This window comes from Niveispirillum lacus, assembly GCF_002251795.1.
Taxonomy (GTDB): Bacteria; Pseudomonadota; Alphaproteobacteria; order Azospirillales; family Azospirillaceae; genus Niveispirillum; species Niveispirillum lacus.
The window spans coordinates 645172-661687 of record NZ_NOXU01000031.1 but is presented as its reverse complement, the minus strand read 5'-3'; the positions used below and the strand labels follow the sequence as shown (position 1 = coordinate 661687).

Sequence of the window (16516 nt, the reverse complement as noted above, 5' to 3'; positions counted from 1 at the left end):
ATGCGGGGGCATTGGCGAAGCTGCGGTATCCGCGCTAGGGTCGCGACCGGTTGTCCATGACAAGAGATGTGGCCCATGCCCACCTGCACCGCCCTGATCGTCGCCGCCGGACGCGGCCTGCGTTTCGGGGGTGATCTGCCCAAGCAGTATCTGCATCTGGCGGGACAGCCCATCCTGCGCCGCACGGTGGAGGCGTTCCTGCGCCATCCGGCGGTAACGGGCGTGCGCGTCGTCATCGATCCGGCCTTCCGGGACCTGTATGACAAGGCGGTGGAGGGGTTGGACCTGCCCCCGCCCATCGCGGGTGGGCCAACGCGACAGGATTCGGTGCTGAACGGGCTAGAGGCCATGGCCGGGCACCCGCCCGATCTGGTGCTGATCCATGATGCCGCCCGACCGCTGGTCGATCGACAGGCCATCAGTGATGTGATTGCGGCGCTTGAAACCAGCCCCGCCGCCATTGCCGCTACACCGCTGGCCGACACGTTGAAGCGCGGGACGGTGGCGGGCGGTGCCATTGTCAGTGCCGGAACCGTGGACCGTACGGCTCTGTGGCGGGCGCTGACGCCGCAGGGCTTCCGCTTTGCCGATATCCTGCCCGCCCATCGCCGCGCTGCGGGCCTGAACCTGACCGATGATGCCGCCGTGGCGGAAGAGGCGGGGCTGACCGTGACCCTTGTGCCCTGTGACCAGGACAATCTGAAAGTGACCAACCAAGACGATCTGGCCCGCGCCGAGAAACTGTTCCTGGCCCGCCTGGGCGATGTGCGCACGGGCACCGGCTTTGACGTGCATAAGTTCGCGCCCGGCGATCAGGTCTGGCTGTGCGGCGTGTCGGTGCCACATGATGCCACGCTGGATGGGCATTCCGATGCCGATGTCGCCCTGCACGCCCTCACCGACGCCATCCTGGGTGCCATATCGGCGGGCGATATCGGCCTGCATTTCCCCCCCAGCGACCCGAAATGGAAGGGGGCGGATAGTGCGCAGTTCCTGCGCCATGCCGCAGACCTGGTGGCGGACAAGGGCGGGGTCATCGCCCATGTCGACATCACCATCATTTGCGAACGGCCCAAGATCGGCCCGCACCGGGATGCCATGGTGGCGCGGGTCGCGGACATTCTGGGCCTGAGCCCGGCCCGTGTGTCGGTGAAGGCGACGACAACGGAGGGGCTGGGCTTCACGGGCCGGCGCGAAGGCATCGCCGCACAGGCCGCCGCCACCGTCCGCCTGCCCCTAATCCTGGAGTAGGCGCCATGTTCCCGCCCGATCTGGTGCAATTGGCCGAGGACATCCGCGACGGGTTCGCGGCCCGCGGCCTGTGGCTGGCCACGGCGGAAAGCTGCACCGGCGGGTTGATTGCTGGCTGCCTGACGCATGTATCGGGATCCAGTGCGGTGGTCGACCGGGGGTTCGTGACCTACACCAACGCGGCAAAGACCGACATGCTGGGCGTGCCGGCATCCCTGATCGCCGAGTTGGGTGCCGTCAATGACCGGGTGGCCGAGGCCATGGCGGCAGGCGCCATCGCCCATAGCCGCGCCAATGTGGCCGTCGCCGTCACCGGCATTGCCGGGCCGACGGGCGGGACGGCAACGAAGCCAGTGGGGCTGGTCTTCATCGCGCGGGCCAGGCGGGGTGGCGATAGTGTGGTGGAACGCCATATCTTCCCCGGTGACCGCACGACGGTGCGGCTGGCCACCGTGAGACGGGCCTTGCAATTGCTGCGGGAAAGCCTGGGATGAGTGCGATTACCCCGACCATCGACCTGGCCGACACGATCCTGCGTGAATGGACGGAGCAACCGGACATTATCGCCGCCTTCCTGGCAGGATCGGTCGCCAAGGGCAATGCCGGGCCGGGGTCCGACATCGACGCCGTTCTGATCCACCATCATTTGCCGGCCGCGGTGCGGGAAACGCATGAACGCCAGGGCGTGATGGTCGAACTGTTCCTGCACGACCCGGACACGCTGGCCTATTTCTGGGAGGCTGACCGCAAACAAGGCAAGCCGTCGCTGGCCCGCATGGTGGCCAATGGCCTGCCCATCGCGGGCGACCCCGCCTTAATCGAAGAGCTGAAGCGCCAAGCGCAGGCCGTACTGGATGGCGGCCCCCCGCCCCTGACGGAGCAGGAGCTACGCACACGGCGTTATTCCATCTCCGACCTGGCCGCCGATCTGGCACAGCCGCGCAGTGCGGCCGAACAATTGGCTATCGGTTCCAGGCTTTACATCGAACTAGCAGACTTCACGGTGCGGGCTGCCGGCGCCTGGACCGGCAGCGGCAAGGGTCTGGCCAAGGCTTTGATGCGCCTGGACCCCATGCTGGCCAGCGCTTTTGAACATGCCTTCGCGGAGTTATTTGGTGACCAGGACGCTGCCGAAGTGTTGGCCCTGGTCGATCTCTGCCTGGCCCCCTATGGCGGCCGCTTCATGGCCGGCGACCGCCGTCCTGCACCCGCCGATTGGCGGTTGGGGGATTAGGAGCCCGGCGCCGCGCAGTACTCGGCCAGGGTATAGGCGGCATGCACCTGATATTTCGCCCCAGGTTTCATCACGAATTCCGACCCGCCATAGCGCACGAAGCCCCCATCCTTGGCAGGCTTCCAGTCGAACGTGTAACCAAGCCGGGTCCAGGGTGCCCCGCCCTCCTTCAGGTTCAGGCGCATATTGGTGGCAAACCAGTCCCAATAGGACTGTTTTTCGGCGCAGGGTGCATCACCCGGCGCACAGATGGGGCGGGTGGTCGTTCCCTTCACGGCGGGCGGTCCCGATTGATCCGCCGTGTCCAGAGTGCAGGTGGCGGCGGTGATATCGGTAATGGGACAGGGGCGGACCAACTGTTCCGGTTCAATCCACAACTCCACCACTTGGGCGTAGGGGCTGGCGGGGTTGAGGCCCAGCCATTGCACCACCCGCAGGGTCTTGGCCGCAGCGTCGCCGGGCACCTCGGTGCAGAATTCCTTAAGCTGCGGAACGGCCGTCACCCAGATCTGGCCCCAGCCGGTCGGCCCACCGGTTGGCTGACCCCTGTAGTATCGATCGTAAGCGTAACTGGACATCACAGAGGCCACCAGCACCTGCTTGCCATCGGGGCCATTGCGCCAGGAGAGCTTTGGATTATCAGGTGCGATGCGCAACAGCCCCGGTCCGATGGTGGAGGGCTTGGGAATAGCGGCTTCATACAGCGCGGCGGCGTAGAGTTGCGCCGGCGTTTCGTCCGGTAGAGCGCTGGCGGTGGTGGGCCTGTCCACCATGCTGGCACAAGCCGTCAGGGTTAAAGGCAGAACCGCCGCAAAAACCAGCTTGCGCATATTACCCTGTCCCTCTTTGCGTGCAGGACGAAGGTAATATGATCCGCAGAAAGTAGCAATACCGCGCCTTTACTCGCTCGCAGGCTCCAGCCCCGGCAGGGTGGGGAGAGCGGCGGATTTATCCAACAGGCCGGCAGCGCGCAGATCATCAACGCCCGGCAGGTCGCGAAGGGTTTCAAGACCGAAATGATCAAGGAAATGTGGTGTTGTCACCCAGGTCAGGGGACGGCCTGGCGTTTCGCGCCGCCGGCCCGGCCGTATCCATCCGGCCTCCATCAGGATGTCCAGGGTGCCCTTAGAAGTCGCCACCGCTCTGATTGCCTCGATCTCCGCGCGCGTCACCGGCTGATGATAGGCAACAATGGCGAGGGTTTCGACGGCGGCACGCGACAGTTTCGCAGAGACCTCCACTGCCGTGCGCAACTGATCACCCAGGTCGGGAGCGGTACGGAATGCCCACCGCCCGCCCGACGCCACCAGATTGACGCCGCGATGGCGGTACAGATTTTCCAGTTGCAATAAAAGGGGGCGGACCGGTGTAGGGCCAATACGTGCCTGCAACGCCTCTTCCGTGACCGGGTCGGCAGACGCGAACAGGATCGCTTCCAGCAGGCGGACAAGTTGCGTGTCCGCATTGAAAAGATCGCTCAACCTAACCCCTCCCCGTCCCGACGGGCGCGCAGTTGGATGGGGGCAAAAGCACCATCCTGACGCATTTCCAGTTTACCGGCCCTGGCCAGTTCCAGCAGAGCTACAAAGTTACTCGCCATCACCGATCGGGCCTTAACCCCCTGCCCGCGCCATCCCGCGGGGAGCAAAGCTGAAAGATATGACCAGTCGGGAATGCGGCCCAGCAACGCCTCCAGCCGGGCGACTGCCTCTTCAACTGAATACAATTCCGTTACCGGAATGGTAAAGGGGGACTGCCGCGCCTGCCGACCGGATATGTCTCCATAGGCCTTCAGAAGATCATAAAGCGACACGTCATGGCGGTGCTTGGCAAAGATCGGCAGATCTTCCGGTGCCCCACGCGCAAAGCGGTCACGGCCCAGGCGCGGGCGGGCCATCAGTCGGGCCGCGACCCCCTGGATCGCCTCCAACCGCTGCAACTGCAAGGTCAGGGCGGCGGCCAGTATTTCAGCAGAGGGTTCATCGGGCTGCGGGTCGGGCAGCAGCAGCCGTGACTTCAGATAGGCCAGCCATGCGGCCATCACCAGATAATCGGCCGCCAATTCCAGACGAAGTCGCCGCGCCACATCGATAAAGGACAAGAACTGTTCGGCCAGCTGCAGGATGGAAATGCGGGTCAGGTCGACCTTCTGATCCCTTGCCAGGGTCAATAGCAGGTCAATCGGTCCCTCAAAACCGTCAATGTCCAGCAGCAGGGCCTCAGCGACTGGTGGATCATCGACCGGACGACCCCCATCGAAACGCTCGCTCACGATGGCAGGCCGGCCAGCCCGGCAATGGCATTGACGACCCAATCCGTGGCCGGGCCCAGCACCATGAAGAGCGGGTTGAAATCAAATCCGGCATGGCCCGCCGCAAATGGGATCAAGAAAACGAACAGTAATAGAATACCCATGCCATAGGGCTCCAGCCGGGACACAGCCATGGCTGCCCGTATAGGCAGGATACCCACCAGGACCCGGCCGCCATCCAGCGGTGGCAGCGGGATAAGATTGAATAAGGCCAGCAGGACATTGAACTGGATCGACACTGCCAGATTGTTCACCATCCACGGTGCGATGACATCCGGAGCCATGGGTGCCACATGCAGCAACAGGGCGGACACAAAGGCGAGAATAAAGTTCACACCGGGCCCAGCCGCCGCCACCCAGATCATGTCGCGCTTCGGGTTGCGCAGGTTGCGGAAATCCACAGGCACCGGCTTTGCCCAGCCAAACATAAAGCCGGTAAAGATGAACATAGTCATCGGCAGCAGGACCGTGCCAACCGGATCAATGTGTCGCAAGGGGTTCAGCGACAGACGGCCCAGCATCTGCGCCGTCCGATCACCAAATTTCAATGCTGCATAGCCATGGGCGGCTTCATGCAGGGTGATGGCGAACAGGGCCGGCAGGGCCATGATCGACAGTTTGAACAATATGTCCTGAAAGTCTGGCATTGCCTCACCCCGCCAGCAGCCGGTCGAACTCGGCCCGCAAGCTATGGATATCGGTGGGCGGAGCGGGAGCGACAAGGTCAGAGGCGGCCGACCAACGGCGGTGGCCGTCCGCGTCCAGCGGGCGGGCATGGCGGACCACGTCCTGCATCTCTGCCATCTGGCCATTGCAGTGCAGGGCAACATCACAGCCGGCGGCCAGCACCGCTGCCGTCCGTTGCCCAAGCGTACCGGACAGGGCCTGCATCGACAGGTCGTCACTGAACAACAGACCGTCAAAGCCGATATGGCCGCGCACGATGTCGCCGATCACGGTGGGCGAAATGCTTGAGGGACGGTCGGGATCGATATCGGAATAGACCACATGTGCGACCATGGCCGCCGGCAGTTGCGCCAGTGCCTTGAAGGGAGCAAAATCCCAAGTCTCCAGTTCCGCCCGTGCCGTCGTAACCACCGGCAGCTCCTTGTGGCTGTCGGCGAAGGCGCGGCCATGGCCGGGTATATGCTTGACGACGGGCAGAATGCCGCCGGCCAGCAGCCCCGCCGCCTGCGCCGCCGCCAAGCTGGTCACGGCGCCTGGGTCCATCGCGAAAGCACGGTCACCGATCACATCATGCGCCCCCGGCACCGGCACATCGGCCACCGGCGCGCAATCCACATCAATGCCCAGATCCGCCAGCATGGCGGCCAGCAGACGACCATGCAGCCAAGCGGCACGTGCCGCCTTTTCAGGGTCGGTCAGACCACCGACGGCGCGCGCTGCCGGCAGTTCCGGCCAGTGTGGCCCGCGCAACCGCGCCACACGTCCGCCCTCCTGATCGATCAAGACCGGTGCCTGGCGGCCAACACATTCCCGCAGGCTGGCCACCAGGGCCCGCACCTGCTCGGGGCTATCAACATTGCGGCGGAACAGGATAAAACCAAACGGGTTGGCATCACGGAAGAAATCCCGTTCCGCCGCCGTCAGAACAGTGGCTTCACACCCAAGAACAAGGGCCGCGATATCAGCGGACAATGCTGCACCCCGCACCCTGAGCGGTCATGGCGGCGCAAATCTGCTTGGCCCGCGCCTCATCCACCGGACCGCCCTGGATCCGGTAGAAAATACCCTTGGGCAGTTGCACCCGGACCGTCCGCATCGACAGGCCCCCCAGTTCACCGGCGAACTTGCGCTGCAACCGCTGCCATTCGGCAGTGGCCTTGCTTTCCGCATCCACCGCAGCGACCTGAATACGCACAGATGCCCCCCCGGCCGTGGGCTTTGCGGAACCGCCGGCAGCCGGCGGCGCCGTCACAGCCGGTTTAGGTGCCATGGTGGCGGCAGGTGGCGGGGCGATCGCAGGAGCCGGGACCGGTTGCGGCGGGGCAACGACGGGCGGGGCCTGGACGGAACGTTGCGGCGGGGGAAGCGGCACCGGTGCCGGATTTGGCACGGGGGCCGCGACCGGCGGGGCATAAGTGGGGATGGGCTGCGGCGCTGGCTGATAGCCAGATTCCTCGGGCACAGCGTCGCGCAGGGCAGCCACCGCGCCTTCACCTTCCTCAGCCAGGGGCAGCTCTTCCGACGGCTCCGCCATGTCACTGCGTGGCCGATCCATCGGGGCCTCCGGCGGTGGCAACAGGCGCTCAACCTCACCCGGCGGCGTACTGTTGGCGGGATTCAACCGGTCATAGACCAGTTTGTCCTGGTGTGGCACTTCCATACCGCCCGGCTGTTCCGGGCGGATCTTGGTCGGACTGGTGTCCGCACGCAGAATGGGGGCGACACTTTCCGTACCGGCGCGCATGCCTTGATTGTAGGCATAAAAGATAATGCCGCCGAAAACGATGACCGCCCCGGCGATGACACCAATATTCAGCAGATTACGGCGGCGGGGCAGCTCAGCCTGATAATAACCGGGATGCTGCTGTTCGTAATCCTGGTAATAGGCATCCTGGGCCTGCTGCGCTGCGGGACCCTGAGCATAACCCGACTGGTAGGCCGGGTCGGCATAGGGGTCCTGCGCCGGTGCGCGGTAACCAGCAGCGGCCGGGTCGATAAAGGTCTCAGCCGGCGACACTGGCGGCAGCGGATGGGCACTCAGCGGCGGCGGCGCGGCAGGGCGTTGTGGCTGCACATAATCATCCATCGGGCTAGGCGCGGCCTGGGGATGCGGGGGATGGGGCGGCGGCGAAACAGCACGCGGGCTGAAGGACGGATCTGCCCGGAAATCCCCACGCGAGGCCGGTCGGCCCGCGGCGGGCGGGGGATTCTGGCCCTTATCATCCTCATCATCGTAGTAGGTCATGCGAACGGCGCCTCAACGCATTTCCTTGACGGGCTCGACGCCCAGGATATCGAGGCCGCAGGCAATCACCTGGGCCACAGCGGTGACCAACGCCAGACGGGCGCGGGTCAAGTCAGCATCGCCATCGATCAGGAAACGCATGGAAGCGTCATCCTTGCCCTTGTTCCACAGGCCATGAAACGAGGATGCCAATTCATACAAATAGAAGGCGACGCGATGCGGCTCATGCGCTTCTGCCGCCGCTTCCACCATGCGGGGGAAGGACAGTATCTGCTTTACAATCGCCACCTCTTCCTCCGACGACAGGCGCGAAAGGTTGGCGGCAGCCAGCCCGGCGGCTGATAGATCGGCACCTGCTTCACCGGCATGGCGCAGGACGGAATGGCAGCGTGCATGTGCATATTGCACATAAAAAACCGGGTTTTCCTTGGATTGCTCCGTGACCTTTGCCACATCGAAATCCAGAGTTTGGTCATTGCGGCGGGTCAGCATGATGAACCGAACCACCCCGGCCCCCACCTCATCCACGATGTCGCGTAAGGTGACGAAACGGCCAGCGCGCTTGGACATCTTCACTGGCTGACCATCATCCATCAGGTTGACCAACTGACAGATCTTGACGTCCAGGGCGCCCTTTCCGCCGGTAATGGCGGTCACAGCGGCCTGCATGCGCTTCACATAACCACCATGGTCAGCGCCCAGGACATCGATCAGGTCGCCACCGCCCCGGCGGAACTTGTCAAAATGGTAGGCGATGTCATTGGCGAAATAGGTAAAGGACCCGTCCGACTTCTTGAGCGGGCGGTCCACATCGTCGCCAAACCGGCTGGCTGCGAACAAAGTCTGGGGCCGCGGCTCCCAATCGTCGGGTTTCTTGCCCTTGGGCGGCTCCAACACGCCGGTATAGATAAGACCCTGTTCTTCAAGGGTTTTCAGGGCCAGATCGACGGCACCTGCATCGACAAGGGCCCGTTCAGACGAAAAGACATCATGCCTCACGCCCATCTGCGCCAGATCTTCCTTGATGCGCACCATCATTTGCGCGACGGCAAATTCCCGGAACAGCGGCAGCCATTCAGCCTCATCGGCCACCAGGAACTTGTCGCCATACCGATCCTTCAATGCCTGACCGACAGGCACGAGATAGTCACCAGGATAGAGGCCGGCGGGGATTTCAATCGTCTCGCCAAACGCCTCCCGGTAACGCAGGTGGGCGGAGCGGGCCAGCACATCGACCTGCGCGCCGGCATCATTGATATAATATTCCTGTGTGACTTTGAAGCCAGTCTTGATCAGCAGACGGGCCAGGGCATCACCCACCACGGCGCCGCGTGTATGGCCGACATGCATAGGACCGGTGGGGTTGGCCGACACATATTCCACATTGACCGGCTTGCCCTGACCCAGATTGCTGGACCCGAAACCGGCGCCCAGAACCAGGATGTCTGCCATACGCGACAGCCAGAAACCGGTATCGATACGCAGGTTCACAAAGCCGGGGCCGGCAACCGAGGCCTCGGTCACCACCGCGGCGTCCTTAAGCCGGGCCACCAGCGCGTCGGCAATGGCACGCGGCGGCTTGCCAGCGGGCTTTGCCAGGATCATCGCCGCATTGGTGGACACATCGCCATGGCTGGGATCGCGCGGGGGCTCAACAGTGATTCGGGAGAAGTCCAGCCCGGACGGCAGGTCCCCTGCCTGAACCAGCTGGTTCAGGGCATCGTGAATCTTGGCTTCGAAGTCTTTGAAAACGTTCATTTTTCCAAACTTGGTCGTGTGTGTCCGGGCATGACGGAACCTTCACGCAATCATCTGATCCGCGAGGTCTTTTGGCACCCTACACCGAACCCCTGCCTGCGCACAGCATGCAGAAAGGAAGGGCGGGATTGTGGCAAGTGACCAACAGTTTCGGCGGGCGGACCATTAAATGCTGCAACGCACCTTAACCCCCCTTCCTTTTGGTGTTACCGTCATCGCGTCGTCATCTGACGGTCGCATATCGGTAGAGGGGCCACGGGCGAATGGGTATTCATGTCGCGTTGAACCACAAGACCGTCTATCGCTATGACCGACCGGTCAACCTCGGCCCTCAGATTGTACGGCTGCGGCCAGCGCCGCACGCGCGCACCCCGATTCTGTCCTATTCCTTGAAGGTTACGCCCAAAAAGCACTTCTTGAACTGGCAGCAGGACCCGCAATCCAACTGGCTGGCCCGCTTCGTGTTTCCGGAAAAGACGACCGAATTCATTTTGGAAGTCGATCTTGTCGCCGATCTTGCAGCGATCAACCCTTTTGACTTCTTCCTGGAACCGGCAGCGGAGAAGGTGCCCTTCACCTATGAACCGCTGCTGGCCAAGGATCTGAAGCCGTTCCTGGAAACTGAACCAGCAGGCCCGCTTTTGGCGGCGTTCCTGGCAGAGGTTGACCGCACCGAACAACCGACCGTCAATTTTCTGATGGGTCTGAATGCCAAACTGCAACAAGCGATCGGGTACGTGATCCGTCTGGAACCCGGTGTCCAGTCGCCCGAAGAAACGTTGGAGAAGCGCAGCGGGTCCTGTCGGGACAGCGCCTGGCTGATGGTGCAGGCTTTGCGCCATCTGGGGTTGGCGGCGCGGTTCGCTTCCGGATATCTGATCCAGCTTGTTGCCGACCAGAAACCGTTGGAAGGACCGGAGGGACCGACAGCGGATTTCACCGACCTGCATGCCTGGTGCGAGGTGTATCTGCCGGGGGCCGGCTGGATCGGGCTGGACCCGACATCCGGCCTGATGGCGGGTGAAGGGCATATTCCGGTGGCCTGTACACCTGATCCGTTCAGCGCCGCCCCCGTCACCGGTGGCCTTGAAATGTGCGAAGTGTCGTTCGACCATCAGATGTCGGTCACCCGCATCCGCGAACAGCCCCGCACAACAAAACCCTATTGGCCAGACCAATGGGCTGCCATTGATACACTGGGCAAGCAGGTCGATCGGGAGATTGTGGAGGGTGATATCCGCCTGACCATGGGCGGCGAACCGACCTTCATCTCAATCGACGATATGGACGGGGCGGAATGGAACACATCCGCCCTTGGTCCCACCAAACGTCTCTTGTCGGGCGACCTGATCCGCAGGCTGAAGCGACGGTTTGCCCAGGGCGGGCTGCTACATTTCGGCCAGGGCAAATGGTATCCCGGCGAAAGCCTGCCACGTTGGGCCTTGCAGCTTTATTGGCGCAAGGATGGTGATGCGCTGTGGACCCATGATGAGTATCAGGCGGATGAGCGACGGGACTACGGGTTAAAGGCCGAACAGGCCGAACAGTTCATCAAAACCCTGGCAGAAAAGCTGGGTATCCCTGGTGATTATGCCCGCGCCGCGTTTGAAGACCCCTGGTATTACATCAATAAGGAACGCAAGCTCCCCATCAATGTTGATCCGTTTGACAGCAAGCTGGAGAATGAGGAGGAGCGCGCGCGTCTGGCCAAGGTGTTCGAGCGCGGGCTCGACCAACCCATCGGTTTTGCCCTGCCACTGAACCGACGGCATGAGGCATCGGGACCGGTCTGGCTGTCATCATCCTGGGCCACGCGGACGGAGAAGCTGCTGCTGGCACCCGGCGACAGCCCTGTGGGGTACCGCCTGCCATTGGGGTCGCTGCCCTGGGTCGCGCCGTCACAATATCCCTATCATTACGAACAAGACCCGTTCGATCCCCGCACCCCTCTGCCAGCGTATGAAGAACTGACGCAGATGGTGGCAGATAACAAAGGCCGGACAGAACCCCGTGAGCCCCACCGCCGTATGGCCGATGTTCGAGAGGGCGCACCTGACAAAGGACAATCGGCCTGGTGGGTGGTGCGCACGGCCTTGTGCGTGGAACCGCGTGATGGACGGCTCTATATCTTCATGCCGCCCACCTCATATCTGGAGGACTGGCTGGAACTGGTGGCCGCCATTGAGGCAACCTGTGTTGAACTGGATATGCCAGTAGTGCTGGAAGGCTATGGCCCTCCCAAGGATCCACGTTTGGCGAATATTGCCGTAACACCCGACCCTGGTGTCATTGAGGTCAATATACATCCCGCCAGCAGTTGGGATGAACTGGTCGCCAACACCACCGATCTTTACGAGGATGCGCGGCAAAGTCGGCTGGCAACCGAAAAATTTGCGCTGGACGGACGTCATGTCGGTACCGGAGGCGGCAATCATGTCGTGGTCGGTGGCCCGACCCCGGCCGACAGCCCGTTCCTGCGGCGGCCCGATGTTCTGCGATCGCTGCTAACCTATTGGCAGAACCACCCCTCACTCTCCTTCCTGTTTTCCGGCACTTTCATCGGCCCGACCAGTCAGCATCCACGTGTCGACGAAGCGCGGCACGACAGTCTCTACGAGTTGGAGATTGCTTTCAAAATTCTGGATGAAGCCGGAAGTAACTGCCCGCCCTGGCTGGTTGACCGGGCACTGCGCCATCTGCTGGTCGATGTTCAAGGCAACACTCATCGCAGTGAATTCTGTATCGACAAGCTCTACAGTCCCGACAGTTCCACTGGCCGCCTGGGTCTGCTGGAACTGCGCAGCTTTGAAATGCCCCCGCATGCGCAGATGAGTCTGGTGCAGCAGTTGCTGCTGCGCTCCCTGATCGCGTGGTTCTGGAAAACACCCTACCGGGCCAAACTGGTCCGCTGGGGCACCAAACTGCATGAACGGTTCATGCTGCCGCATTTTGTGGCGCAGGATATCCAAGACGTTGTGTCCGATCTGCGTGCCGCCGGCTACGCATTCGAGGAGAGCTGGTTCAAGCCGCATCTGAACTTCCGTTTCCCCACCCTTGGCCATGTCGCCCAGCGCGGCCTGAACTTGGAGCTGCGATCGGCACTGGAGCCGTGGCATGTGCTGGGCGAGGAGCCGGGCGGCGGCGGCACTGTCCGCTTCGTGGATAGCAGCCTGGAACGGGTGCAGGTGAAACTCGCCGGTGCGACCGATGAACGGTTTGTCGTGACCTGTAACGGCCGCAAGGTCCCGCTTCATCCGACAGGAACAGAAGGAGAGTTTGTTGCTGGCGTTCGTTATCGCGCATGGCAGCCACCTACCTGTTTGCACCCCACGATACCCGTGCATACACCGTTGATCTTCGATATCGTGGACAGTTGGACGGGTCGCTCGATTGGCGGCTGCACCTATCATGTGGCACATCCAGGCGGGCGGAACTTCACCACCTTCCCGGTCAATGCCAATGAGGCAGAGGGGCGGCGGCTGGCCAGGTTCTTCCCGTTCGGCCACACACCGGGACCCATGGCGGCCCCGATCGAGATCAAAAACCCTGAGTTCCCGTTGACCCTTGACCTACGCCTTGGCTGATCTTTCCCGCGACAATGCGGGCGCATCTGCGGAACCCTGGGACGAGATGGTCACCGGCGATGGACATGTGCGCGCGCATTGGCAAGGTTTCATTTCCTCCGGCGCGGCGGACAGTGCGTCAATGGAGGAACGGTGGGATGCGGGCAGGCGGCTGCTGTTTCAAAATGGTGTGACCTACCACGCCTATGCTGATCCGCAAGGTGTGGAGCGCCCCTGGCCGCTCGACCCAATCCCCCTGCTGTTGCCGCATTCAGAATGGCTGATGATTGCGGAAGGGCTGCGGCAACGCGCCCGCCTGCTCAATCGGGTACTGGCTGATCTTTACGGCGATCAGTCCATCCTGCGTGACGGGGTGTTGCCATACGGACTGGTGCTGGGTGATCCTGGTTTTCTGCGCGCCTGCCACGGGATGGATCTGGCTGCCGGGGCGCGGCTGACCCTCGTCGCGACGGACATGGTCCGTGACCGCACCGGCATCTGGCGGGTGCTGGCCAGCCGAACACAGGCGCCAACGGGCACCGGTTACACGCTGGAAAACCGGGTGGTGATGAGCCAGACACTGGCCGAGTCGTTCCGTGGCTGCAATGTCGAGCGGCTGTCGCCCTTCTTTGAACAGTTGCGACAGACCCTGATCAGTCTGGCACCACGTGGATCGGGGCCTGACGGCTGTCCGCGTCTGGCCCTGCTGACGCCGGGTCCGCTGAACGAAGCCTATTTCGAACATGCCTTCCTGGCCCGTCATCTGGGCTTAACCTTGGTGGAAGGTGCTGACCTGACGGTGCGTGACCAAGCGGTCTACCTGAAGACGCTGGGTGGACTGGAGCGGATCGATGTGATCCTGCGTCGCGTCGATGATGATTTCTGTGACCCCCTGGAGTTGCGCCCCGACAGTGCGCTGGGTGTGGCCGGACTTGTCGAGGCTGTGCGGGCCGGCAATGTCGCCGTGTGCAACAGCCTGGGCAGCGGCTTGACGGACAGCGTGGCCCTGATGCCTTGGATGGGGGCATTGAGCCGACATCTGCTGGGTGAAGCGCCACTTCTGGCCGATGTCACCACCTATTGGGGGGGAGACCCACGCCAACGGGCAGAGATGGTCGCCGGCCTTGACCGGCTTGTGTTCCGCCCCGCCTATTCCAGTATGGGTCATCGGACCACCTTCGGACCGGAACTGGATGCGGCGGGGCGCGCGGCCCTGGCGGCCAGTCTGCGCCGCCGCCCGCAGGATTGGGTTGCGCAGGAACCGGTGGTGCCCTCTACCGCCCCGGTCTGGCGCGATGGACGCAAGGTGGCCCGACCGTTGGTTATGCGGGCCTTCGCCTGCGCCACACCCGATGGCGACTGGATGGTGATGCCAGGCGGCCTCGCCCGTATTTCTGCCGACGAACGTTTTGCCTCCGTCACCTTACAGACCGGTGCGGGGGCCAAGGATGTGTGGATCGTCGGCGGTGCCATCGGTCAGCCGCAACGCCGACGGGGACTTGCCTCCCTGATGCCTGACGGTGGCGGGGACAGTGGACCACGTGCGGGGGATCTACCGTCGCGGGCTGCTGATCATCTGTTCTGGGTGGGGCGTTATGCTGAACGCGCCGATGCTGCGGTCCGCACCCTGAGGGCGGCCGCCCGCCGCCTGTCCGATGATGCCCATCCGGGCGCCGAGGAGGAACTGGTCCCGCTGCTGCGACTGATGGGCTTTAACGGCATGATCCCGATGGAGATTGCCGGCTTGCCGCAGACCGATGCCGTACGCGGCATGCGCCAGGCGCTGGAGATCGTGGCCGATCCGGCCAATCCTGGAGGCTTGCGCGCAACCATGGACCGACTGCGCCGGGCTGCTGCCGGCGTGCGCGATCGGCTTCCCGGTGAATTCAGTCGGGTGCTGACCGTTCTGGGCGAGGTCGCATCGCAGCCGCTGAAGACCGACCCAGCCGCCATGCATCTTCGCCTGGACGAGGTGTCCCGCCTGCTGGCCTCGCTCATCGGGTTGGAACTGGATGGCATGTCGCGTGGTCCAGCCTGGCGTTTCCTGGTACTGGGCCGCCGTCTGGAACGGGCCATCGGCATTGTCGGGGCATTCAATGGCTGTGGCTTGGGGCCTGGTACGGCGGGAACGGTTGCATCACTGTCGGTCCTGCTGGAACTGGCTGCCGCCGGAGCCGCCTATCGCGACCGTCACCCGGTCGGAATCCGGCGTGAACCGGTGCTTTCCCTGCTACTGGCCGATGATGACCATCCGCGTTCGCTGGCTTTCCAGATCAAGACAGTGCAGCGTCAATTGGTGAAGCTGCCCCCCATTGACGGTGAAGGTTTGTCGGTCAGCCCAACCCTTCTGGCCAACCAGTTGCTGGAAACCGCCTCTCGTCTTGTGGCCGATCCCCAGCCGACGCGGGACCCCACGGCACTAGCCGACCTGACCGATCGGTTGGGGCGGTTATTGCCTGAAATCTCCAACTTGCTCAGTCAGGCTTACTTCAGCCATGCCTTTGCCCGCACGACGTGAAGAGGATGCCGTGGACGGCAACGAACGGGGCGCCGTGCGCTATCAGTGCCGACATGTGACGCGCTATGGTTATGGCGATCCGGTCACCAGCGCCCACATGCTGGCCCATCTGGCCCCGCGTGACCATCCGCGTCAGACCTGTCACAAGGCCACTTTGTCGATCGTGCCCTGGCCGGGTGTTGTGACGGAACGGCATGACTGGTTCGGCAATCCGGTCACCTACGCCGCCCTGCACACCCCCCACCGCGAACTGACGGTCACCGCAGAGATCGAGGTGACAGTAGCGCCGCCTCCGCCCTTGCTGGCCGAGACCACCCCATGCTGGGAAGAAGTGGCGGCCCTGGCGGCGACCCTGGCCGAAACGGCGGAATTTGTTCGGCCATCGGCGCGTGTTCCGCTGGCCGATACTGCTCTGACCCTGTTCGCCGCCGCTTTTTTTTCGCAAGGACGGGCAATCGGCGAAGGGGCACTGGATTTGACGCGGCGCATCCATGCCGATTTCAGCTTCGATCCCACAGCCACCACCATCAGCACACCGATCAGCGAGGTTCTGGCCCGTAAACGGGGCGTCTGCCAGGATTTCGCGCATCTGATGATCGGGGCCTTGCGAGCACTGGGCCTGCCTGCACGGTATGTCTCCGGATATCTACGTACCCTGCCGCCGCCCGGCAAACCAAAGCTGCAGGGGGCCGATGCCAGCCACGCCTGGGTTCAGGCTTGGTGTGGGCCTCACGATGGCTGGATCGACCTGGACCCCACCAATGGCCGCCAATGCGATACTGACCATGTCACGCTGGCCTGGGGCCGGGATTATGATGATGTCTGTCCGTTGCGTGGGGTGATCCTCGGTGGCGGCCATCATGGCGTGCTGGTGGCCGTGGATGTCGATCAGCTTGATGGCCGGTAGGCCCGGCCGTAAAGGTTCCCCCACACGGCCTTGATGCGCTAT

At 63.2% G+C, this 16516-nt stretch carries 13 protein-coding genes; 6 read left to right on the top strand and 7 right to left on the bottom strand.

The window, feature by feature from the left end; genetic code table 11:
* The first annotated feature begins 75 nt into the window (after positions 1-75).
* Genes CHU95_RS18930 through CHU95_RS18920 form a run of 3 tightly spaced genes read left to right on the top strand, consistent with a single transcriptional unit; the run spans position 76 to position 2485 of the window.
* On the top strand, positions 76-1251 hold the full coding sequence (locus tag CHU95_RS18930; protein WP_094458005.1) for a bifunctional 2-C-methyl-D-erythritol 4-phosphate cytidylyltransferase/2-C-methyl-D-erythritol 2,4-cyclodiphosphate synthase: 1176 nt from the start codon (positions 76-78) through the stop codon (positions 1249-1251).
* 5 nt (positions 1252-1256) lie between these two features.
* Positions 1257-1745, top strand: a complete 489-nt coding sequence (locus CHU95_RS18925; RefSeq protein ID WP_094457856.1) for a CinA family protein — start codon at positions 1257-1259, stop codon at positions 1743-1745.
* Complete coding sequence (locus tag CHU95_RS18920) at positions 1742-2485, top strand: nucleotidyltransferase domain-containing protein (RefSeq protein WP_094457855.1); 744 nt, start codon at positions 1742-1744, stop codon at positions 2483-2485. The genes CHU95_RS18925 and CHU95_RS18920 overlap by 4 nt, the downstream gene beginning before the upstream one ends.
* Here the strand turns inward: CHU95_RS18920 and CHU95_RS18915 are convergent.
* The 7 genes from CHU95_RS18915 to argS form a co-directional block, all read right to left on the bottom strand.
* Positions 2482-3315 (bottom strand): hypothetical protein, encoded by an 834-nt coding sequence (locus tag CHU95_RS18915; RefSeq protein ID WP_094457854.1) that lies wholly within the window; start codon positions 3313-3315, stop codon positions 2482-2484. The two genes, CHU95_RS18920 and CHU95_RS18915, sit on opposite strands and share 4 nt — an antisense overlap.
* Positions 3316-3384: 69 nt before the next feature.
* Positions 3385-3966 carry an SMC-Scp complex subunit ScpB gene (gene scpB / locus CHU95_RS18910; RefSeq protein ID WP_094457853.1) on the bottom strand — a complete coding sequence of 194 codons (582 nt, stop codon included), beginning with the start codon at positions 3964-3966 and terminating at the stop codon, positions 3385-3387.
* Complete coding sequence (locus CHU95_RS18905; RefSeq protein ID WP_245838397.1) at positions 3963-4757, bottom strand: segregation and condensation protein A; 795 nt, start codon at positions 4755-4757, stop codon at positions 3963-3965. The genes scpB and CHU95_RS18905 overlap by 4 nt, the downstream gene beginning before the upstream one ends.
* Positions 4754-5443 (bottom strand): site-2 protease family protein, encoded by a 690-nt coding sequence (locus tag CHU95_RS18900; RefSeq protein ID WP_094457852.1) that lies wholly within the window; start codon positions 5441-5443, stop codon positions 4754-4756. Before CHU95_RS18900 ends, CHU95_RS18905 begins: the two co-directional genes overlap by 4 nt.
* 4 nt (positions 5444-5447) lie before the next feature.
* Positions 5448-6455 (bottom strand): beta-N-acetylhexosaminidase, encoded by a 1008-nt coding sequence (nagZ, locus tag CHU95_RS18895; protein ID WP_094458003.1) that lies wholly within the window; start codon positions 6453-6455, stop codon positions 5448-5450.
* Positions 6445-7728 carry an SPOR domain-containing protein gene (locus CHU95_RS18890; RefSeq protein WP_094457851.1) on the bottom strand — a complete coding sequence of 428 codons (1284 nt, stop codon included), beginning with the start codon at positions 7726-7728 and terminating at the stop codon, positions 6445-6447. The genes nagZ and CHU95_RS18890 overlap by 11 nt, the downstream gene beginning before the upstream one ends.
* A 12-nt stretch (positions 7729-7740) precedes the next feature.
* Positions 7741-9486: an arginine--tRNA ligase gene (argS, locus tag CHU95_RS18885; RefSeq protein WP_094457850.1), complete on the bottom strand. Its 1746-nt coding sequence runs from the start codon at positions 9484-9486 to the stop codon at positions 7741-7743.
* A 263-nt stretch (positions 9487-9749) separates the two neighbouring features.
* On the opposite strand from argS, the gene CHU95_RS18880 reads away from it, so the two are divergent.
* Genes CHU95_RS18880 through CHU95_RS18870 form a run of 3 tightly spaced genes read left to right on the top strand, consistent with a single transcriptional unit; the run spans position 9750 to position 16474 of the window.
* A complete protein-coding gene (locus tag CHU95_RS18880; protein WP_094457849.1) occupies positions 9750-13070 on the top strand; it encodes a transglutaminase family protein in 3321 nt (1106 codons plus the stop codon).
* The gene (locus CHU95_RS18875; protein WP_245838395.1) at positions 13063-15567 is read left to right on the top strand and encodes a circularly permuted type 2 ATP-grasp protein; all 2505 of its coding nucleotides are present in this window, start codon (positions 13063-13065) and stop codon (positions 15565-15567) included. Before CHU95_RS18880 ends, CHU95_RS18875 begins: the two co-directional genes overlap by 8 nt.
* Positions 15545-16474 (top strand): transglutaminase family protein, encoded by a 930-nt coding sequence (locus tag CHU95_RS18870; protein ID WP_094457848.1) that lies wholly within the window; start codon positions 15545-15547, stop codon positions 16472-16474. Before CHU95_RS18875 ends, CHU95_RS18870 begins: the two co-directional genes overlap by 23 nt.
* Positions 16475-16516 lie beyond the last annotated feature (42 nt).